The 20854-nt window shown below is 40.4% G+C and carries 17 protein-coding genes and 1 pseudogene; 8 read left to right on the top strand and 10 right to left on the bottom strand.

Annotated features, from left to right (window positions below; genetic code table 11):
• Positions 1–17: 17 nt before the first annotated feature.
• The 3 genes from adeH to adeF are packed head-to-tail and all read right to left on the bottom strand — an operon-like array spanning position 18 to position 5882.
• A complete protein-coding gene (adeH, locus tag KNQ97_RS03010) occupies positions 18–1466 on the bottom strand; it encodes a multidrug efflux RND transporter outer membrane subunit AdeH (RefSeq protein WP_000633128.1) in 1449 nt (482 codons plus the stop codon).
• Between the two features lie 12 nt (positions 1467–1478).
• Positions 1479–4658 carry a multidrug efflux RND transporter permease subunit AdeG gene (gene adeG / locus KNQ97_RS03005; RefSeq protein ID WP_001027061.1) on the bottom strand — a complete coding sequence of 1060 codons (3180 nt, stop codon included), beginning with the start codon at positions 4656–4658 and terminating at the stop codon, positions 1479–1481.
• Between the two features lie 6 nt (positions 4659–4664).
• On the bottom strand, positions 4665–5882 hold the full coding sequence (gene adeF, locus KNQ97_RS03000; protein WP_000010641.1) for a multidrug efflux RND transporter periplasmic adaptor subunit AdeF: 1218 nt from the start codon (positions 5880–5882) through the stop codon (positions 4665–4667).
• 197 nt (positions 5883–6079) lie between these two features.
• Between adeF and adeL the strand changes: the two genes are divergently transcribed.
• Entirely contained in the window at positions 6080–7111 is a 1032-nt protein-coding gene (adeL, locus tag KNQ97_RS02995) for a multidrug efflux transcriptional repressor AdeL (protein ID WP_002040670.1), read from the top strand.
• Positions 7112–7187: 76 nt separating this feature from the next.
• Here adeL and abeS read toward each other — a convergent pair whose 3' ends face one another.
• From abeS to KNQ97_RS02975, 4 genes and pseudogenes are all read right to left on the bottom strand, one after another.
• Positions 7188–7517: a multidrug efflux SMR transporter AbeS gene (abeS, locus tag KNQ97_RS02990; RefSeq protein WP_000121131.1), complete on the bottom strand. Its 330-nt coding sequence runs from the start codon at positions 7515–7517 to the stop codon at positions 7188–7190.
• A 236-nt stretch (positions 7518–7753) separates the two neighbouring features.
• Positions 7754–8017: a YfhL family 4Fe-4S dicluster ferredoxin gene (locus KNQ97_RS02985; RefSeq protein ID WP_017816360.1), complete on the bottom strand. Its 264-nt coding sequence runs from the start codon at positions 8015–8017 to the stop codon at positions 7754–7756.
• A gap of 2 nt (positions 8018–8019) precedes the next feature.
• On the bottom strand, positions 8020–9390 hold the full coding sequence (gene yegQ / locus KNQ97_RS02980; RefSeq protein WP_253611794.1) for a tRNA 5-hydroxyuridine modification protein YegQ: 1371 nt from the start codon (positions 9388–9390) through the stop codon (positions 8020–8022).
• Between the two features lie 56 nt (positions 9391–9446).
• A pseudogene (locus KNQ97_RS02975) lies at positions 9447–10912 on the bottom strand (PLP-dependent aminotransferase family protein).
• A 229-nt stretch (positions 10913–11141) separates the two neighbouring features.
• On the opposite strand from KNQ97_RS02975, the gene KNQ97_RS02970 reads away from it, so the two are divergent.
• Positions 11142–12011 carry a PhzF family phenazine biosynthesis protein gene (locus KNQ97_RS02970; RefSeq protein ID WP_000117591.1) on the top strand — a complete coding sequence of 290 codons (870 nt, stop codon included), beginning with the start codon at positions 11142–11144 and terminating at the stop codon, positions 12009–12011.
• A gap of 54 nt (positions 12012–12065) precedes the next feature.
• Here the strand turns inward: KNQ97_RS02970 and KNQ97_RS02965 are convergent, their stop codons facing one another.
• Positions 12066–12845: a ferredoxin--NADP reductase gene (locus KNQ97_RS02965; RefSeq protein ID WP_000718711.1), complete on the bottom strand. Its 780-nt coding sequence runs from the start codon at positions 12843–12845 to the stop codon at positions 12066–12068.
• A 104-nt stretch (positions 12846–12949) separates the two neighbouring features.
• On the opposite strand from KNQ97_RS02965, the gene tsaA reads away from it, so the two are divergent.
• On the top strand, positions 12950–13678 hold the full coding sequence (gene tsaA / locus KNQ97_RS02960; protein ID WP_253611950.1) for a tRNA (N6-threonylcarbamoyladenosine(37)-N6)-methyltransferase TrmO: 729 nt from the start codon (positions 12950–12952) through the stop codon (positions 13676–13678).
• A gap of 6 nt (positions 13679–13684) precedes the next feature.
• Here the strand turns inward: tsaA and KNQ97_RS02955 are convergent, their stop codons facing one another.
• Positions 13685–14953, bottom strand: coding sequence for a DUF4010 domain-containing protein (locus tag KNQ97_RS02955; RefSeq protein WP_001052946.1), 1269 nt, complete (start codon positions 14951–14953; stop codon positions 13685–13687).
• Between the two features lie 287 nt (positions 14954–15240).
• Between KNQ97_RS02955 and KNQ97_RS02950 the strand changes: the two genes are divergently transcribed.
• The 4 genes from KNQ97_RS02950 to KNQ97_RS02935 all read left to right on the top strand — a co-directional run bounded on the left by KNQ97_RS02950 (position 15241) and on the right by KNQ97_RS02935 (position 19564).
• On the top strand, positions 15241–16998 hold the full coding sequence (locus KNQ97_RS02950) for a GspE/PulE family protein (protein WP_001020908.1): 1758 nt from the start codon (positions 15241–15243) through the stop codon (positions 16996–16998).
• A gap of 81 nt (positions 16999–17079) precedes the next feature.
• Complete coding sequence (locus KNQ97_RS02945) at positions 17080–17439, top strand: NirD/YgiW/YdeI family stress tolerance protein (protein WP_114198020.1); 360 nt, start codon at positions 17080–17082, stop codon at positions 17437–17439.
• A gap of 107 nt (positions 17440–17546) precedes the next feature.
• The gene (locus tag KNQ97_RS02940) at positions 17547–18209 is read left to right on the top strand and encodes a response regulator transcription factor (protein ID WP_001221449.1); all 663 of its coding nucleotides are present in this window, start codon (positions 17547–17549) and stop codon (positions 18207–18209) included.
• Positions 18206–19564: a cell wall metabolism sensor histidine kinase WalK gene (locus KNQ97_RS02935; RefSeq protein WP_001257359.1), complete on the top strand. Its 1359-nt coding sequence runs from the start codon at positions 18206–18208 to the stop codon at positions 19562–19564. Before KNQ97_RS02940 ends, KNQ97_RS02935 begins: the two co-directional genes overlap by 4 nt.
• Positions 19565–19629: 65 nt before the next feature.
• On the opposite strand, the gene hemP is transcribed toward KNQ97_RS02935, so the two are convergent.
• Positions 19630–19800 (bottom strand): hemin uptake protein HemP, encoded by a 171-nt coding sequence (gene hemP / locus KNQ97_RS02930; protein WP_000993415.1) that lies wholly within the window; start codon positions 19798–19800, stop codon positions 19630–19632.
• Positions 19801–19936: 136 nt separating this feature from the next.
• On the opposite strand from hemP, the gene KNQ97_RS02925 reads away from it, so the two are divergent.
• Positions 19937–20836: a thiamine phosphate synthase gene (locus KNQ97_RS02925; protein ID WP_253611793.1), complete on the top strand. Its 900-nt coding sequence runs from the start codon at positions 19937–19939 to the stop codon at positions 20834–20836.
• Positions 20837–20854 lie beyond the last annotated feature (18 nt).

Here is a 20854-nt window from a genome sequence, read left to right as displayed (position 1 = left end):
GTAAGGCGCTTTTTTTATTAACTACTCCAACCGCCCCCTAAAGCACGGATTAAATTGATGCTTGCAATGATTTGGCTACCTTTCAGCTGAGCTGCTAATTGTTCTTGTTGCAAAATAGTGCGGTCAGAATCAATTACATCAAGATAGCTAATAGCACCTTCTCGATAACGTAAATGAGAAAGTTGATTGGCATGACGAGAAGAGGAGAGTGCTTGGTTTTGAGCCTGAATTTGCTGATCGAGAATTCTTTGATCAGATAAACCATTTTCAACTTCGCGAAATGCATTTAGTACAGTTTGTCTATAGTTGGCGACGCTTTCCTCATAAGCCGCTCTTGCTTGAGCAACGCCTGCTTTACGTTGTCCACCATCAAATAAAGGTAACGACAAAATAGTACCGGCGACAGGTCCTAGTAAAAAAGTCCGACTCGACCATTTGCCCAACTCGCTTAAACTTGAAGATTCATAACCTAAAGCTCCTGTAAGACTGAGTTTTGGGAAAAATGCTGCACGAGCAATTCCAATACGCGCATTATCTGCTGCCATTGCACGCTCTGCAGCCGCAATATCGGGTCGTCTTTCAAGTAAAGTTGACGGCAAACCGGCAGGGAGACGGATACTATTTGCAGTTAAAGGTTGAACTGCCAAGTTAAAGTCTGCTGGTGGTTTTCCTAATAAGACTGCAAGCGCATGTTCTGCACTGGCTCTGTTACGAGCAATATTTAGGGCAGTGGTTTGTGCGGTAGCAAGTTCGGTTTGTGCACGAGAAACATCTAATTCACTGACCAGTCCGTTTTTAAAACGAAGCTGCATTAAATCTCGTGTTTCACCTAATAATTTGATTGTACGGTTATAAATTGCTTGTTCGGTATCAAGTTGACGTATCAGAAAATAACCTTGAGCTACATCCGCTTGTAGAGCTAAAAGTGCCGACTGATATAGTGCCTCTTGTTGCTGTAGATCCGCTGTTGCTGCGTTGACACTACTTGCTACACGACCAAATAAATCGAGCTCATATGAAACATTGGCTTGAGCTCGCCATAAGGTTTGAGCCGAAGTATGTGCATTGTCATCTAAACCGAGTGAAGCCGGAGACGGCTTTTGGCGGGTTGGCCCAAATCCGGCATCAATACTTGGTAAGCGTTCAGCTTGAGCTGCCGAACGTAGTGCACGTGAAGCCTGAATATTTGCTGCCACCGCTTTTAGGTTCTGGTTGCCTGCGATAGCTTGCTGTTCAAGTTCATTCAGTTGAGCATCATTGTAAATGCGCCACCATTCACCACGAGTTTGCTGATCAGCAGGTTGGGCAATCTTCCAGTTATTATCTTCAAGTTTGGGGTCAGATTCTTTGAATTTGACTGGCACTATAACTTTTGCAGGTTGATATTCTGGGGCCAATGAGCAGCCTGCAAGGAGCAGGCTTCCCATGAGTGAGGACAACAACCAGTTTTGTTTTGATGTAATCACCAAATGTCCTCCTTAATGATCGTGTGGGGTAGATAAAGGTGCTTCATGAACGGCTGCTGAATGTAATTTATGTTTACTGTTCAAGGTACGAATCAGCACATAAAAGGCAGGAGTCAGGAATAAACCAAAGAATGTTACACCGATCATGCCGAAGAATACGGCAACACCCATCGCATGTCGCATTTCAGAACCTGCGCCAGTTGAAGTAACCAGTGGTACTACACCCATAATAAATGCAATAGAGGTCATTAAAATTGGGCGTAAACGTAGACGACTTGCTTCAACGGCTGCTTTAAAGGCAGTCGCGCCTTGCATTTCAAGTTCCCTCGCAAATTCGACAATTAAGATGGCATTTTTACAGGCTAGCCCGACCAGTACCATTAGACCGATTTGAGTAAAGATGTTGTTATCTCCAGCAGTCAGCCAGACACCTGTCAGAGCCGCTAAGATTCCCATCGGTACAATTAAGATAACTGCTAATGGTAGGGTTAAGCTTTCATATTGAGCAGCTAAAACCAAGAACACGAGTAATACGCTAATAGGGAATACCCAAAGTCCTGCATTACCAGCCAAGATTTTTTGGTAAGTTAAATCTGTCCATTCAAACTTGATACCACGCGGCAGAGTTTGTGCAGCAATACGTTCAACCGCAGCTTCTGCTTGGCTAGATGAATAACCTGGTGCAGGGCCGCCGTTAATATCTGCTGATGTGTAACCGTTATAACGAACGACCATTTCAGGACCATAGGTTTGAGTTACATTCACCAATGAAGATAATGGCACCATTTGTCCGGCACTATTACGGGTTTTAAGCTGCAAAATATCTTCAGGGTTAGCACGGAAAGGCGCATCGGCTTGTGCACGAACCTGATAAACACGTCCAAAGCGGTTAAAGTCGTTAACGTACTGAGAACCTAAATAAATCTGCATAGTGTTGAAAACATCTGTCACAGCAACGCCTTGCTGTTTAGCTTTTACACGGTCCAGATCTACATTGAGTTGAGGTACGTTAATTTGATAACTTGAGAACATTGGACCAAGTTCAGGGGCTGATTGTGCTGCTTTCATAAAGTTTTGAGCAGCATCGTTCAAGGCTGAATAGCCTAAGGCACCTCGGTCTTCAAGTTGCAGTTTAAAGCCGCCCATCGTGCCTAAGCCCATCACTGGTGGTGGTGGGAAAACCGCGATATAAGCATCTTGAATAGCTGAATATTTCTGGTTGAGTGCACCTGCAATTGCATTTGCAGATAAGTCTTTAGCCTTACGTTCATCGAATGGCTTTAAGGTCACAAAGACAATACCGGCACTCGAGCTATTGGTGAAACCGTTAATTGATAGGCCGGGAAAGGCAACTGCACTTTCTACACCAGGTTGTTTAAGCGCAGTATCACTCATTTTACGAATCACCGCTTCGGTACGATCTAATGACGCGCCGTTTGGTAGCTGCGCAAAGCTAATTAAATATTGTTTGTCCTGCGCAGGAACGAAACCACCTGGAACAATATAGGAAATACCAACGGTTAAACCTAGAAGTGCTGCATAGACACCCATTGCCGAAGCTTTATGGGAAATGACACGGCTGACGCCTTGACTATAACGGTCAGAAGCGCGTGAAAATACACGATTAAACAGTGCAAAGAAACGCCCGAATACACGATTCATAATACGTGTTAAGGCATCCGGTTTAGCATCATGTCCTTTAAGTAACAGCGCTGCCAAAGCAGGAGATAGGGTAAGCGAGTTAAATGCCGAAATAACCGTTGAAATGGCAATGGTCATGGCAAATTGTTTATAGAATTGCCCTGTTAAGCCTGTCATAAAGGCAAGAGGTACGAATACTGCAACAAGTGTTAAAGCAATGGCAATAATCGGTCCACTGACTTCTCGCATGGCACGGTAAGTCGCCTCTCTTGGGTTTAAGCCTGCTTCAATATTCCTCTCGACATTTTCGACGACCACAATCGCGTCATCGACGACAATGCCGATGGCAAGTACCATCCCGAACAGTGATAGCGCATTGATTGAGTAACCAAAAGCGAGCATGAGCGCGAATGTACCAATAATTGAAACTGGTACGGCAAGCAATGGAATGATTGAGGCACGCCATGTTTGCAAGAATAAAATAACGACCACAACAACCAGTGCAATTGCTTCAAGTAAGGTATGAACGACGGCTTTAATACTGGCACGTACGAATTGAGTCGGGTCATAAACAATGTCGTATTTAATTGAAGATGGGAAATCTTTTGAAAGCTCCTTCATCGTGCTACGCACTTGATCGGAAACTTGTAAAGCATTCGCACCCGGAGCTTGGAAAATTGGAATTGCGACAGCTTGTTTATTATCGAGTAATGAACGTAAGCCATATTGTGAAGCTGCGAGTTCAACACGTGCAACATCACCCAATCGGGTGACTGCACCGTCGGGAGCAGTTTTTAAAATGATATCGGCAAATTCTTGCTCAGTGGTTAAACGACCTTGAGCATTGACCGAAAGCTGTAAAGGTGAATTACTTGGTGATGCACCGATTGTACCCGCTGCAACCTGAATGTTTTGTTCACGGATTGCATTCACAATTTCAGTGGCTGTAAGGTTACGCTGTGCTACTTTTTGCGGGTCAAGCCATACACGCATCGCGTAGTCACCAGAACCAAATAATCCGACTTCACCAACCCCTTGTAAACGCGCTAAACGGTCTTTCACGTTGAGCACCGCATAGTTACGTAAGTAGGTCATGTCATAGCGATTATCTGGGGAGGTCAGATGTACCACCATAGTTAGAGTAGGTGAGCTTTTTAGTGTGGTTACACCTAAGCGCTGTACATCTTCAGGTAAACGGGGCATGGCCTGAGACACACGGTTTTGAACCAATTGTTGGGCTTTGTCTGGGTCGATACCGAGCTTAAAGTTCACCGTAATGGTTAGGTTACCGTCGCTGTTTGCTTGAGATTGCATATACAGCATGTCTTCGACGCCGTTGATTGACTCTTCGAGCGGAGAAGCAACCGTTTCAGCAATCACTTTTGGGTTTGCACCCGGATATTGGGCACGTACCACCACAGATGGTGGAACAACCTCCGGATATTCAGAAATCGGTAACTGAAATACCGAAAGGAGACCAGCGAGTAAAATCAAGACTGATAGCACACCAGCAAAGATCGGCCGATCAATAAAAAACTTAGAAATATTCATATGTGATTAACCTTTTGCCGGAGTTGATGTTTTATCTGTTGGCTGAGGTTGAGGAGTAGCGTTAGCAGTGATTTGTGAATTTGGCATAGGAACGAGATGCGGTGTAACAGGGTCACCTGGACGAATTCGCTGTAAACCATTCACTACAATACGATCACCCGCTTGTAATCCGCTATTTACGATTTGCAAGCCATCTTGTTGGGCACCGAGTTTTACTTCGCGATAAGCAGTTTGATTTTTCGCATCAACTACTACGACAAAACGTTTATCTTGGTCGACACCAACCGCGGTTGGACTAATCAGAATCGCTGGTCGAGGTTGGCCTCCACCTAAACGAATTCGTGCATATAGGCCCGGTAATAAAACGCCGTTTGGATTGTCAAAAGTTGCGCGAACACGAATCGTACCTGAGGTTGTATTCAGGTTGTTATCGATTGAGTTGATTGTACCTTCGCGAGTAAAGCCTGTTTCATTGGCAAGTCCCATATAGACAGGTACTTGCGAAGAATTGCGCTGATTACTGATATATTTCAGGTAAGTTTGTTCATCAACATCGAAAGATGCGTATAGGCGTGATACAGACACTAAACTTGTTAAAACCTGTGCGCCGTTACCTGCAGAAACTACATTACCAACGGTGACTTCAGCTCGTGAAATCCGGCCGCTGACTGGTGCAGTAATACGGGTGTATTCCAGATTTAAACGTGCAGATTGGACAGCAGCTCTAGCGGCTTGCAGGTTAGCATTGGCTGAACGTGCATCATTTTCGGCTAAATCCAGTTCTTGGCGAGAAACAGCATTACTCTGAATGAGACGTTGAATACGCGAAAGATTGCTTGCGGTATATGTTACCTGTGCTTCAGCTGAAGCAAGCTGGGCTTTTGCACGGTTCAGTTCTGCTTCAAAAGGACGAGGGTCGATTGTGAAAAGTAAATCACCTTTTTTAACGAGGCTTCCATCTTTGAAATGTACGGCAATGAGTTTTCCTGAAACTTGAGGTCGAATATCAACTTGATCAATTGCTTCTAAACGACCGGAATATTCTTGCCAATCGGTAATGGTTTTGCTTACTACTGGGGCTACATCAACAGTAGCAGCTTGTTGGGCAGCGGTTGGTGCAGCTTTTGCATCGGCATTTTCATGTAACAACATAAAACTGCCACCGGTTGCTAAAATAGCGACAAAGATGGCAGACAGTGCAAACTGTTTGCGGGAAAATGACATGAGGTGCTCCTAGTTATTTGGATACCTGTTTTCAGACTTTTAGTTATGGTCCGTATGGGAGAAACAGGGTTTATGGAATGGACGGAGCATAAAAGTTTGTCAATCACGAATAAATATATTAAATTTGATAACACTATTCGTATTTTTATAACAATTGATGTGTTTGCACTAGAAAATGCATTAATAGGAGTGTGCGTGTGGATCTATTTCATGCCATGAGAGTATTCAACAAAGTTGTTGAAACAAATAGTTTCAGTTTAGCAGCTGATAGTTTGGGTTTACCGCGTGCTTCTGTGACCACAACCATTCAGGCTTTAGAGAAGCATTTGCAAGTTCGATTGCTTAATCGGACAACACGAAAAATTAGTCTCACACCGGATGGCGCCGTATATTATGATCGGACAGCCCGTATTTTAGCGGATGTTGCCGATATTGAATCTTCTTTTCATGATGCAGAGCGGGGGCCAAGAGGTCAGCTTCGTATTGATGTGCCTGTATCGATTGGACGTTTAATTTTAATTCCAAGGCTCCGCGATTTTCATGCACGCTATCCTGATATTGATTTAGTAATTGGTCTGAACGACCGACCTGTAGACTTGGTTGGAGAAGCGGTTGATTGTGCAATTCGGGTGGGTGAATTAAAAGATTCAAGCTTAATTGCGCGTCGTATCGGAACTTTCCAGTGTGCAACTGCTGCTTCACCGATTTATTTAGAAAAATATGGCGAACCTACCTCAATTGAAGATTTGCAAAAAAATCATAAAGCGATTCACTTCTTTTCAAGCCGTACCGGACGCAACTTCGATTGGGACTTTGTGGTTGATGATTTAATTAAAAGTGTGTCAGTACGTGGACGTGTTTCGGTAAATGACGGTGATGCTTATATCGACTTGGCTTTGCAAGGTTTTGGTATAATTCAAGGCCCACGTTATATGCTCACCAACCATTTAGAATCAGGTTTATTAAAAGAGGTATTGCCTCAGTGGACGCCAGCGCCGATGCCGATTTCAGCAGTTTATCTTCAAAATCGTCATTTATCGCTTAAAGTAAAAGTGTTTGTAGATTGGGTCGCTGAACTTTTTGCAGGCTGTCCATTACTTGGCGGTACAGCTTTACCTTTCGACCAGAAATGTGAATTTGCCTGTGATAAAGAAACTGGTCATGAATATACAATTCGTACTTTGGTCGAGCAGCATAATATTGCTGAAGCAAGAGTATTAAAAACTTAAACTTATTGTTTATTGTAGTTTAAAGATGAAAGCACCCTAGACCAAAAAGGTACTAGGAGTACTTTTTAATTATATTTTATAGATGGGTGTTTTTAGAAAACACATTAATAATCACAATGCCTGCGATCATTAAAGCTAAACCAATGCAGGCAGCTAAGTCTAAATGCTGTTTGTAAAATATCCAGCCAATTGCAGAAATTAAAATAATACCTGCGCCTGACCAAATGGCATAGGCAATCCCGATCGGAATTGTTTTGAGCGTAAGAGATAATAAATAAAAAGCAACTGCATAACCCACAACCGTAATAATAGACGGAATTGGAACAGTAAAACCTTGAGATGCTTTTAATGCTGAAGTTGCAATAACTTCACAAGCAATCGCAATTGCTAAATAAAGATAAGACATGGGAAGCTGCGCCAGAAAGGGTTTTAATCAATCTACATGAGATGTTGATATAGTTTGACCAGTTTTAACGATTGTTCAATTTTTTTGGTACAAAAGTACCAGTAAATGGAACTAAACTGATAAATTGATTTTATCACTAGCAATATGCTCTAGACCATTTCTTCGTTTATTTAATAGCTGGTCAGCATAGTCATAAAAAGAGGATCAGCGATTTTAACTTGATCCTCTAAATGGTTTTAAAAAGAGAATGAGCCAATTAAATTCAGGCCTTTAAATTTCTCTAATAATTGTTCTTTGTTTTCAATATGCGCAGGGTCTTGTTTAATGCAATCGATTGGACAAACCGCCTTACATGTTGGTGCATCATAAAAACCTACACATTCTGTACAACGAAGTGGATCGATTTCATAAACTTTGTTGCCTTCAAAAATAGCCGTATTGGGGCATTCTGCTAAGCACATATCACAATTGATGCAGTCATTTGTAATTAAAAGTGCCATATTTAACTCGCTGAATAAGCCAATGTCGATGCAGTAATACTTTCTTTTGCATGCGGCAAATTGCGTATGAGTAGGGCATAACTGATATCAACATCTTGTGAGAGCGGAATTTCAACAAAATGTCCCGAACCTTTAGCATCTGTAATTGGGTTGCCTTTTAAATCGCGCATTTCGGTTAAGTTAAAGGTGATATTGCCTTGAGGCGTCATCAGCTCAAGTGAGTCACCCACCACAAAACGGTTTTTAACTTCAATCCGAATATAATTATCGTGACGTTCTACAACCTCTCCACAAAATTGTTGGTAGTCGAAATGTGATGATCCATCAGCATAGTTTTGATATTCGCTATGTACATGCCGTCTTAAAAAGCCTTCGGTATAACCGCGATTTGCCAACCCTTCGAGTTGGGTCATTAAGCTTGGGTCAAAAGGTTTACCTGCTAAAGCATCATCAATGGCTTTTCGATAAATTTGAGCAGTACGGGCACAGTAAAAATAGGATTTAGTACGGCCTTCAATTTTGAGTGAGGCGATGCCCATTTTTGTTAAACGATCTACATGTTGTACCGCACGTAAATCTTTGGAGTTCATAAAATAGGTGCCGTGTTCATCTTCTTCGGCAGCAAACATTTCTTCATCATTACGTTGTACGAGTAAAGTTTGAACCGAGGTTGTTTCTGATTGTCCTGATGAGCAGCAAGACTTTTCTGGTGTATTTAGTTGAGTGACTGGAATTACATCGCCGTTTAAATCTTCTTGAGCTTCATGCAGTTTATAGTCCCAACGGCAAGCATTGGTACAAGCACCTTGGTTGGCATCACGCTTGTTCATATATCCAGAAAGTAAACAGCGGCCTGAGTAGGCCATGCATAGAGCGCCATGTACAAAAACTTCGAGTTCAATATCTGGTACGTGTTGCTGGATTTCTTCTATTTCTTCTAAAGATAATTCACGAGATAAAATTACACGGCTTAGGCCGTAGTCTTTCCAAAATTTAACAGTGGCCCAGTTAATAGCGTTGGCTTGAACCGATAGATGAATTTGCACTTCTGGAAAATGCTCACGTACCATCATAATTAAGCCGGGATCAGACATAATCAAAGCATCTGGCTGCATAGCCACAATCGGCTCAAGATCACGAATAAAGTTTTTTAATTTGCTATTATGTGGCTGGATATTCACCACAACATAAAACTTTTTACCCAAAGCGTGGGCTTCATCAATTCCGATTTTTAAATTGTCATGGTCAAAAGCATTATTACGTACACGTAAGCTATAACGTGGTTGTCCTGCATATACGGCATCTGCACCATAGGCAAATGCATAGCGCATGTTTTTAAGTGAACCTGCGGGAGAGAGAAGTTCGGTTTTCATAAAATAAAAGGCATAAAAAATATATGGTTTTATTTTATTAACTCTATATTTTCGATTCAACCTACTGAATTAGTAGGGATTTGATCTATATCTTTTTGTACAGGTAGCATATTTTTTGCTAACTCTCCTAAACGCATCAAAGCATTTAACATTTTAGGATTTAACTCAAAACAAGCTGCAATACGTAAACAATGACTAAAACGTTTATCAGCCGAGCACAAAATTCCCGGCATACATAAGATTTTTTCATCCATGGCCTGATGAAACAGTTCTAGGGTATCAATTGATTCGGGTAGCTCTAACCATAAAATAAATCCTGCTTGTGGACGACTGACTCGAGTACCGACTGGAAAATAACGACAAATATAAGATTTGATGGTGTCAATTTGTTGTTGATAGCGTTTTTTGAGCTGACGTAAATGTAGATCATATCCGCCATTTTCTAAAAAAAGTCCCAACGTTTCTGTGAGTAAAGCTGGCTCGGCAACAGTGGTTGTAAATTTAAGCTGCTGTACAATATTACGGAAGCGTCCAGCTTCTAGCCAACCAATTCGATAGTCGGGTGCCACAGTTTTGGTGTAGCTGCCACAGACCAAAACCCATCCATTTTGGTCAAATGCCTTAATGTTGGGCAAAAGAGGCTCGGTGAGTTGTAATTCGGCATACATCGCATCTTCAATAACAGGAATTTGGAATTGATTAGCGAGCTCTGCTAAACGACGTCGGTTGTTTTCAGGCATGCTAAAACCAAGAGGATTATGTCCCGTTGGAATAGTTAATATGGCTTGTACGCTTTGAGATTTTAAGAGTTCTTCAAGTGCGTCTAGACACATCCCTGTATGCGGCGAAGTCGGCACTTCTACAATTTTTCGTCCTAAATTCTGAAGAAGTGGATATAAGTTATGAAAAGTAGGGATCTCAAGCGCTATGCTGTCACCTGCTTGGGTGGTTGCCATAATCGCGAGACTTAAAGCCTCCATGGTGCCATGAGTCAGCACAATGTCATCTGCGGATAGAAACATACCAAGCTGTAAACTACGTCTAGCAATTTGAGTACGTAAACGTATAGAGCCGGGCGGTAAAGTATAGCTTTTAAAAATATCCGGCTGTGTCCGTAAAACTTGAGCAGTTAAGCGTTTTAAGCGTTCAATCGGGTAGAAGTTTTCACCAGATGGGCAAGCTAGGGCCAAATTGATATAGTCGGGGTCCATCTGCTTTTTAACAATTTGAGCGAGAAAACAGCTAATTCCTGAAAGGGGCACTTTTTCTTCACTGATATAACGCTCCTCAAGATCTGGCAAGTTTGAAGGTGCATGACAAACATAGTAGCCAGACTGTGGGCGAACAGAAATTAAACCTTGGTCTTCAAGCTTCCGATAAGCTTCCTTTACGGTGTTAATACTAACTTGATAATGTTGGGCACAGTCTCGAATTGATGGCAACCGAGAACCCACAGGTTGCCTGCCATTCTGAATTTGAAGAGTAAGGTCATCACTCACTTTTTATATTTGTACATATCAATTTATTAAAAAGCAAAAGCAATGGATACACTTTATAGTGATCTCATATTTAACTCAAATATTGTGATTAATTTAGATTAATGCTTTTAATGGAGGATTTAGTTTTAAGAACTGTGTCTGTTATTTTTCATATTAACTGATACTGTGACCATTAAAAATAAAACAGTAAGATCAAAAAATGGTGAGGATTTAAAGCCATATTTTAAATTACAAAATCAGTAGGAGTGGTCTATGTCTGTTGTTGCATTTAAACAAGTTGATGTTTTTACTTCACAAGCATTTAAAGGAAACCCCGTTGCGGTCATTATGGACGCCAGTACCTTAACGTCTGAGCAGATGCAAGCCATTGCGAACTGGACCAATCTTTCTGAAACCACATTTGTATTGCCAGCCACTGATTCACAAGCTGACTATCAGGTTCGAATCTTTACTCCACAAAGTGAGTTGCCGTTTGCAGGACACCCTACCATTGGTACAGCCTATGCTTTGCTTGAGGCAGGTCTAATTAAAGCGAAAGAAGGTCAGCTGGTACAGCAGTGCGCTGCTGGTTTGGTGACGCTGACCGTGAATGACTCAAATCATATTTCCTTTGAGTTACCTAAACCTAAAATTACACTATTAGATGCACTGCAAACTGAGAAGTTGGCCGAGATTTTAAAATGTAAAATCAATACTCAATGGAATGCCGCATTGGTGGATGTCGGAGCCCGCTGGGTTGTATTGCAAGCTGTTAATGCTAAGGCTGTTTTGGCAAGTCAGCCTGATCTAAATGCTTTAAAGCAATTTAGTTTAGAGATGAAAGTAACAGGCTCTACAATTTATGGATTTTATGAAGAAAGTAATGAGCAAAAGCGCATAGAAGTTCGTTCATTTGCTCCGGCATATGGAGTTAACGAAGATCCTGTTTGTGGTAGCGGTAATGGTAGCGTGGCATCTTTCATTCGTTACCATGGTATTTTGCCTGCGCAAAATGATGTGGTGCTTTCTTCTCAGGGGCAAGCTTTAGGGCGTGAAGGACAGCTTCAACTTGAATTACATCAAGATAAAATTTTAGTGGGTGGAGCTGCTGTTACTTGTATCGACGGTACGATTAAGTTGTAAAAACAGAAATAAAAAACCGAGGCCTTTGCCTCGGTTTTTTAATTAGAAAAAATCTTATTTTTCTACGAACGCACGTTCAATGACATAGTCGCCCATTTCACCCATACGAGGTGATTCAACTAAACCGTGTTGGTCAAGTAACGCAGCAACATCTTTCAAGAATGCAGGGCTACCACAAAGCATTGCGCGGTCAGTTTCACGGTTGAAACGTGGTAAACCAATTTTTTCAAATAAAGCACCAGTTTCAATTGCAGTTGTTACACGGCCTTGAGTATGGAAAGGTTCACGAGTAACGGTAGGGTAGTAAACAAGTTTGTCTTTAATACCTAATTCTTCAAAGAACTCATTGTTTGGTAATTCGTTCAAGATTAGGTCTTGATAAGCTAATTCAGAAATATAACGTGTACCGTGAACTACGATTACTTTTTCAAAGCGTTCGTAAGTTTCTGGGTCACGAATAATTGACAAGAATGGAGCAAGACCAGTACCAGAAGATAATAGGTACAAGTTTTTACCAGGTAAAAGGTCATCATGAACCAATGTACCTGTTGGTTTTTTAGAAACTAAAATTTCGTCGCCAACTTGTACTTTTTGCAAAATCGAAGTTAAAGGACCGTCTTGTACTTTAATCGAGAAGAATTCTAACTCTTCTTCGTAGTTCGCACTTGCAATCGAATATGCACGCATTAACGGTTTGCCATTCACTTCAAGTCCGATCATCACGAACTGACCATTTTTAAAACGTAAGCTAGCGTCGCGTGTAGTTTTAAAACTGAAAAGGGTGTCATTCCAGTGGTGCACATGAGTAATGCGTTCAACGTTAAAAGCAGCCATTAAAGGTCTCGATCACGATTAAAAGAAAACAGGTTGCTATTCTAATCTAATTTCATTCCCGATAAACTGAATATATTTAATTGTGTTTATAAGAAAAAGTGATGATGAATTCTGTCACCCTCCCAATAGTCGGGCACATGTGCTCACCTTTTCGAGAAAAATTTGGTATTCCACGTCAGCCTAATTTGGTCAATATCGAGTCTTATATCAAAATGGTAGAACCTTATAATGACTTATTAGCTTTTGAGGGAATCGAACAATTTAGTCATCTTTGGCTCATCTGGCAGTTTCATGACAATAAAAATCAGGAGACTGCAACTAAATTTCGGCCTCAAGTTCGCCCACCACGTCTAGGGGGCAATGAAAAAATTGGTGTGTTTGCAACACGTAGTATGTATCGTCCAGCACCTATAGGCTTATCTGTAGTACGTTTAAACAAGGTTGAAAAAGTCGGTAAATCATTAAGAGTTTATGTTACTGGCAGTGATTTATTAAATGGCACGCCAATTTTAGATATTAAGCCTTATATTCAATATTCAGATGCTATTGTTGATGCTCAAAGTGGTTATGCGCAGGCCGAACCAGAACGAAAATCGGTCTTATGGTCTGAAAATGCATTGTCTACCCAGCAGTCTCTTTTTAAAAATAAAGAAATTAATGCACAATATCTTGATGAATTAGAACAAGTATTGTCATTAGATCCTAGACCTGCCTATCAAGAAGACCCTGAACGAGTCTATAAAATGAAATTTTCGAATTTTGATATTCATTTTAAAGTTAATGGCAATGTCATTACAGTTGTTGATATGGTGAAAGACACATCGCTCGTGTAATAAATTTTAGAACCAATGTATGTTCATCCAGAGCAAGCTAATAAATATTGTCATATGCAAAATTTGGGCAGGTATGAAAGCAAGGGCATAATGCAGTCCACCCGAAATGGCAGAGTTAATGCTCTTGGCAATTGCATGAACAGCAAAGCCACCCATGAACGCGATTAATAACGACGTCTGAGAGTTATTTGGTTCACCTTGTACAATCACTGCTGCAATAGCGGCATGTATTTCGAACAAAGAGGCAAGTAGTGTCCCTGCGATTAAGCCTGCATTACCTAAATATAGGCTTAGACCATAAACCCCTGCCTGAATGAGCGTAAGTGTCCCAGCAATAATAATCGCTTCTTTTAAGCTGAACATTCTGGTATCGAGTTCAGATGAAGTCGTACTGGGTTCTGCCTTACGTAATAGAATGAAGGCCCATACCGCTAAAAAAGCCAATGCAATGAGCGTTGGAAATATAATGAGTTTGAACCACGCCAAACTTATACCGATGACAATAATTAAGGTTTGTACCAATGTGGAAACACATGACATTAACGCTGCACCTGCATTTGTTTTTGCATTCGCGCGACCAGAGCGTACTTCTAAGCCTAGACTCGCGATGGTGGCAGTACTTGAAACAAAACCCGAGGCTAAAGAAGAAAGTAATAAGGCATTTTTAGAGGATAAAAGCCGCTTTGCAATATGTGCGAGGGCTTGTACAAATAAAATCAACGTCAGTAACTTTAAAATCACATGAGGGTTTAGAACGGGTCCCCAAAAAGGTTTATTGGGAACTAAGGGTAAAGCAATTAGAAGTAGAGCAAGTAAAAAAATCCCGTCGCGCAACTCTGATTCGGTAATCCATTGACTGGCAATGCCGTGCATTGATTGTTTTGCTAATAAAATAATCGTCATGATGACGGCGAGTCCCGCAGCTAAAGAAATATTCCAGATACAAAGTGCCCCAATAAAGTAAGTCATAATAAAGGCAAGTTCTGTGGTGACACCGGGGTCATTTGGTTGATTTTTAAGAGATACAATACTGATCGCGCCTATAAGTAGAGCGCCTACAATCCCGATTGCGGGACCAAATAAAAAACAAATTGCTCCGAGTAGAGAACTAATTGCAAAAGATCGAAAACCTGCGAAAGTTTTATATTCGTGTTTTAACTTACTTCGTTCGCGCTCCAGACCTACCAATAAGCCGCAGCCTAATGCAGCCGCAATGGTGGTAATAAACTCTTCAAAAGATACGGTTTGTAATGACATTGTCATTGGAAGATTCATAATACTTCCTCTTTGGTTTATTGTTATATGTAGATGTCAGTCATTTAAAAATCATGTATTCCATTTTAGTTTATGCTTTTTCTTGTATTGAGCCTAGTCTCTTTTTTAATCAAACTATCACAATAAGCATCTTTATAAATATGATCTACGACACAAAAAAATACTAAGTTGAGAATTGGATTAATTATTTGAAGTTCAAAGATATTTAAAAGCTAAACTTGGGTTTTTTAGACGGGCTAAATCTAAACCTTCTCTGATATATTATAAAAATATATTGGGGAAAACACATGAATATACATGTAGAAATAGACACACATTGGTGTCTAGAACAACTATTACAAGAAGGCCGTATCACTGAACGAGATAAGTTACTTGTACAAACCACAAATAGGCAAAAAGATCAGTTGAAATGGCATCCATTACAGTGGATTGCACATTTTAATTTAAAAGACCAACACCATGTACAAGCACATTTAAGTTTAAACCGTCTGTGCCAATGGTTTGCAGATCGGGCGCAATTACCTTTATTTGTGATTGATCCTTTAAAGGCAGATGTGAGTGCTTTAACTCAAGTCATGTCGCAAGAGTTTGCGATCCGTAATCATATTTTAGCTGTAGAAGTCCATGCGGACCGAATTGTGATAGGAACAGACCAGCCTTTTCAAACAGACTGGCTAAATAATCTAGAGAAGAGTTTAGCACCAAAAAAAATTGAACGTGTATTTCTCAACCCCGAGCAATTACAACGTTATTTACGAGAATATTATCAAGTCAGCCGAGCAGTAAACTCAGCTCAAAAAGATGCGGCTCATGACCGTGATAACAAAGGTGTAGAGGCGCTTTTACAACTTGGTGATAGCCAAAACCCTGATGCCAATGATCAGCATATTGTGAAATTGGTCGACTGGATATTGCAATTTGCATTTGAACAGAGCGCCAGTGACATTCACATGGAACCGCGTAAAGACAATGGCAAAGTTCGGTTCCGTATCGATGGTGTTTTACATACCATTTATAACATGCCTTCAAATACTCTGACCGCCGTGATTTCTCGGATTAAAATTTTAGGGCGGCTAAATGTAGCAGAAAAGCGTAAACCGCAAGATGGTCGATTAAAAACACGTACGCCGAAAGGCCAAGAAACCGAACTACGTCTATCTACCTTACCAACAGCGTTTGGTGAAAAACTGGTTATGCGTATTTTTGATCCAGATGTGTTAGTACGTTCCTTTCAGCAATTGGGTTTTGACCAGTCTTTATTACAGCAATGGCAGCGTATTACGCAAAATAGTCACGGCATTATTTTAGTTACGGGGCCAACAGGTTCTGGTAAAACTACAACGTTATATTCTTCTTTAAAACAGCTTGCAACCGAGCAGGTCAATGTCTGTACCATTGAAGATCCGATTGAAATGCTAGAGCCTAGTTTTAACCAAATGCAGGTCAATCATGCAATTGAACTGGGCTTTGCAGATGGTGTGCGTGCGCTTATGCGACAAGACCCAGACATTATTATGATTGGGGAAATTCGTGACCAAGATACTGCGAATATGGCCATTCAGGCTGCACTCACAGGCCACTTGGTATTATCAACTTTACACACCAATGATGCGCCGTCTAGTTTGACCCGTTTACATGATTTAGGTGTACAACCATTTTTAACAGCCGCGACTATTTTAGGTGTATTGGCACAGCGCTTAGTGCGTAAGCTTTGCCCAAACTGCAAACAACAAACTCATATTAATGAAGATGAATGGCAGCACCTAACATTTGACTACATTATGGAAATGCCAGAAAAAGTTTATCGGGCGGTAGGTTGTGAAGAGTGCCGGCATACGGGTTATAAAGGTCGAATCGGCATTTATGAGTTTATGCCAGTTAGTCTTGAGCTTAAGCATCTTATTAGCAGTCATGCGACATTAAATGAATTAAGAAGTCAAACTAAAAAAGAAAGTGTAGAGCCTTTAAGAATTGCAGGAGCTCGCAAAGTTATTGAAGGTTTGACCACCTTGGAAGAGGTATTGCGAGTTGTTCCATTAAATTAAATTTTTCTTAAGATTCACCTCATCTATCGATGGCGTAATTGTTTTATTCCAAGGGTAAACCAAATAACAGAGGGTAATTTTATGAAAATGCTTAAAGTAATTTTGATGACTACGGGTATGGCAACTGCGGGTGTGGTTGTAGCAAATACGCCTGTGAATCAGGCAGCTATTGCTCCAGCGACAGTTACTACAGTGAAACAAGCGTTAGCATCAAAAGATAATACGCCTGTAAAATTACATGGTCAGGTCGTAAAATCTTTAGGTGATGAAAAATATCAATTCCGCGATAAGAGCGGTAGCATTACAATTGATGTAGATGATGAGCTTTGGCAAGGACGTCCTGTTTCAGCCAATACAAATGTGACTTTAATTGGTGAAGTAGACATAGATTATAAGCCTTTAAAACGTGTAGAAATTGATGTGGATCAGGTCCAGTTCTAATAAATTAATTTCTACATTTATTCCTTTTAGCCGCATTTAAATCATGCGGCTTTGCTTTTTTTATAAAGACTTGGCAACATCCAATCAGGATATAACAGGAAAAACAGATGAGAATTTTGCTTGCAGAAGATGATCGCTCTCAAGCTGAAAGTATTCAATCATGGTTAGAATTAGACGGTTATCAAGTAGACTGGGTCGAAAGAGGTGATTATGCCCTTACAGCAATTGAGCAGCATGATTATGACTGCATTTTGCTTGATAGGGGCTTGCCCCAACTGGCTGGTGAAAAAGTTTTAACAACCATCCGCCACAAACAAAAAAACGTTCCCGTGATTTTTATTACTGCACGTGACAGTATTCATGACCGCGTAGAAGGGCTTGATTTAGGTGCAAATGATTATTTGGTTAAACCATTTAGCCTAGAAGAATTATCGGCTCGCATCCGTGCTCAATTACGTAAACAAACTCTGAGTCAGCAATCGATTTTAACTTGGGGTGATTTGCAACTTGATACACAAGCGAAAGTTGTATTATGTGCTGGTAAAACTATCGATTTAACAGCAAAAGAATTTCAAATATTACGTAAACTTATGGTTCATCCTGAGCATATTATTACCCGTGATCAATTAGAAGAAGCACTTTATGCATGGGGCGAGGAAATCGAGAGTAACGCAATCGAAGTTTTTATTTACCAACTTCGAAAGAAAATCGGAAGCAGCAGTATTAAAACCATACGGGGGCTAGGCTACCGTATGGGAGACTTAAAATGAGATCAAATCGTTCATCCTTGCAGTCACAACTGGTTAAAACCACCATGTGGAGCAGTATTGTGGTGGGGCTACTGGCATTAAGTTTACTCACTATATTTTCGATTTATCACAACATGTCAGTACAAGATGAAATCATGGATGAAATTTCAGATACCTTACTGGTTTCTGACCTTTCTAAACACTCGATGAAGCAGTTTGATGAGCTGAGTGATGAGTTTGATATTCAATATGAGTTATTAGATACAGGTCAGGTGCTTACCCATTCTCATACCTATCAGCATGAACTTTTTGAAAAAGGTAACTTATCAGAAGGTTTTTCATATTTTTGGTTTGATGGCCAATTATGGCGTAGTCTGGCTGCACAACAAGAAGATTCTCAACTACAAGTTGAAGTTTTTCAGCCCATTAGTACACGCATTGAAGAGGTATTGAAAGCACTTGCTGGATATAGTGGCCTTATGGTGCTGTTCTGGTTACTACAGTGGGTTATTGTAAGTTGGCGTACCGAACAACAATTGGCTGCGCTGAATTTACTCTCTAAACGTATTGCTCAAAAAACTGCCTCAAACTTAGAGCCAATTCAAGAACCAGATGTTATTACAGAAATTCAGCCTGTGATTGATGCTTTAAATCAGCTACTTGCAAGGCTACAAAGGGCACTGGTTGCTGAACAGCGTTTTACTGCAGATGCTTCACATGAATTACGTTCACCTTTATCAGCCATACAAATGCGTCTTCAGGTGTTGCAACGGAAATATCAGCATATTCCAGAGCTTGATCATGATTTTGAGCGTATTCAAGAAGACGTTTCAAGAAGTACAAAAATACTGGAAAATTTATTGTTACTCGCTCGCTTGGAACCTAATGAAACAGAGCAATTAGAACTCTCTAAGAGTGTCGTTGATTTAAATCATGTATTAGCTAGAGTGATAGATACAGTAAATATTGATGCACAAGCCAAACACATGGTAATTGAGACAAACATTCTGTCAAATGAAACCAAAACATTTGCAAATGAAGAGCTCATGTTTATTGCTTTTAGAAATCTATTTGATAACGCTATTCGTTATAGTCCGGCTTTGGGTGCTATTCATGTTGAGCTAAGCCAGTACCAGCAAAAGCTGAAGATTTCTATAGAAGATACGGGGAATGGTGTGGATGATGAGGTCTTAAGGCGTTTAGGACAGCGTTTTTTTCGTGTATTAGGGACAAAGCAACAAGGCTCAGGGTTAGGGTTATCAATTACTAAAAAAATTATTCAACTCCATGGTGGGGAATTACATTTTATGCATGCAAGCCAAGGTGGCTTAAAAGTTGAAGTAATACTACCTTTTAACCGTGAAATACAAAAATAGCATGGTTGCCCATGCTATCCATTTTTTGTTTTCCCACGAATATTATTGAAACGCGAGGATCGTTCTTATTTAGTTAAAATGAGACGGTTATTGCGAGTAAGGCGTAAACGATATTCCTCGCCAGCATGCATAATTCGAATTTCACGACCTAAGGCGAATAGGTTGTTAGAATGCAGCATTGGTAAGGCATGAGCTGAATCTGTATTGCGTGTAAATAAGCTAAAAGGTGCGTTCATTTGTTGTGCTCCGTGGTATATTCTTGAACGATTTAAATGATAATCATTATCGAATAGATCTGTCAATGAGATTTTAAAGATTTTATAAATTGATAAAATTTGCTTACACTTGTGAAAAATTTTAGTGAGTAGAAAAATGCCCAAACCGATTGTCGATGTCGCAATAGCTATCTTAATTCATCGTGGAAAAATATTAGTGGGATGGCGTGGTGAACAGCAGCATCAAGGTGGAAAGCATGAGTTTCCTGGTGGAAAGGTAGAGCAGGGTGAAATGCCTGAAGAAGCCTGCCGCCGTGAAATTTATGAAGAAGTCGGTATTGGTTTAAAAGATTGGCATCAATTTGATTATATTCACCATGAATATGATGACATTATCGTCAACCTTCATTTGTTCCATAGTTATGTACCTGATGAGTTATTAAATCTTATTCATCAGCCTTGGACATGGTACACACGTGAACAGCTACTTCACCTAAACTTCCCGAAAGCTAATAAAGACATTATTAAAAGATTATATTGGCCTCATTTTATTAAAATTAGCCATACACTTACATCTGTAGCAAATAGTAATGCTTTATTGTATTGGCGTATAGAAGATGAATTTGGCCCGCGAGAAGTAGAACAATTAACGGCCTTAGATGAAGGGCAACGATCAAATTTAATTATAAATGTAGATATTTGGCAGCAATTGAACCCCGAGTTAAAAAAACAGATCAAGACTGTTCATTTAAAACAATCTCAGCTCATGAGTTTACATAAAGGTGACTTAGAGGTAGGAGTACGTTTTATTGCTGCTTGTCACGATGCAGTTTCTTTACAACATGCTCAGCAAATTGGCTGTGATGCCGTTTTTGTTAGTCCTGTAAAAGTGACGGCTACTCATCCGGAAGTTAGTGCATTAGGATGGGATCGTTTTGCTGATTTAGTTGAGAAGTGCCAAATTCCCGTATTTGCTTTGGGAGGCATGAGTCCTGAGGATTTAGCCACAGCACAACAACATGGTGCATATGGCTTGGCGGGTATTCGTAATTTTTAATAAGAAATAAAGCATTAA

The sequence above is a fragment of the Acinetobacter sp. UC24323 genome, assembly GCF_024151445.1.
Lineage (GTDB): Bacteria > Pseudomonadota > Gammaproteobacteria > Pseudomonadales > Moraxellaceae > Acinetobacter > Acinetobacter baumannii.
This window is presented reverse-complemented; position numbering and strand designations above follow the sequence as displayed.

Excerpts from the sequence above, each read along its gene's own strand:
- adeG (WP_001027061.1), bottom strand. The coding sequence starts at position 4,658 with ATGAATATTTCTAAGTTTTTTATTGATCGGCCGATCTTTGCTGGTGTG.
- adeF (WP_000010641.1), bottom strand. The coding sequence starts at position 5,882 with ATGTCATTTTCCCGCAAACAGTTTGCACTGTCTGCCATCTTTGTCGCT.
- abeS (WP_000121131.1), bottom strand. The coding sequence starts at position 7,517 with ATGTCTTATCTTTATTTAGCAATTGCGATTGCTTGTGAAGTTATTGCA.
- KNQ97_RS02985 (WP_017816360.1), bottom strand. The coding sequence starts at position 8,017 with ATGGCACTTTTAATTACAAATGACTGCATCAATTGTGATATGTGCTTA.
- yegQ (WP_253611794.1), bottom strand. The coding sequence starts at position 9,390 with ATGAAAACCGAACTTCTCTCTCCCGCAGGTTCACTTAAAAACATGCGC.
- KNQ97_RS02970 (WP_000117591.1), top strand. The coding sequence starts at position 11,142 with ATGTCTGTTGTTGCATTTAAACAAGTTGATGTTTTTACTTCACAAGCA.
- KNQ97_RS02965 (WP_000718711.1), bottom strand. The coding sequence starts at position 12,845 with ATGGCTGCTTTTAACGTTGAACGCATTACTCATGTGCACCACTGGAAT.
- tsaA (WP_253611950.1), top strand. The coding sequence starts at position 12,950 with ATGAATTCTGTCACCCTCCCAATAGTCGGGCACATGTGCTCACCTTTT.
- KNQ97_RS02955 (WP_001052946.1), bottom strand. The coding sequence starts at position 14,953 with ATGAATCTTCCAATGACAATGTCATTACAAACCGTATCTTTTGAAGAG.
- KNQ97_RS02950 (WP_001020908.1), top strand. The coding sequence starts at position 15,241 with ATGAATATACATGTAGAAATAGACACACATTGGTGTCTAGAACAACTA.
- KNQ97_RS02945 (WP_114198020.1), top strand. The coding sequence starts at position 17,080 with ATGAAAATGCTTAAAGTAATTTTGATGACTACGGGTATGGCAACTGCG.
- KNQ97_RS02940 (WP_001221449.1), top strand. The coding sequence starts at position 17,547 with ATGAGAATTTTGCTTGCAGAAGATGATCGCTCTCAAGCTGAAAGTATT.
- KNQ97_RS02935 (WP_001257359.1), top strand. The coding sequence starts at position 18,206 with ATGAGATCAAATCGTTCATCCTTGCAGTCACAACTGGTTAAAACCACC.
- hemP (WP_000993415.1), bottom strand. The coding sequence starts at position 19,800 with ATGAACGCACCTTTTAGCTTATTTACACGCAATACAGATTCAGCTCAT.
- KNQ97_RS02925 (WP_253611793.1), top strand. The coding sequence starts at position 19,937 with ATGCCCAAACCGATTGTCGATGTCGCAATAGCTATCTTAATTCATCGT.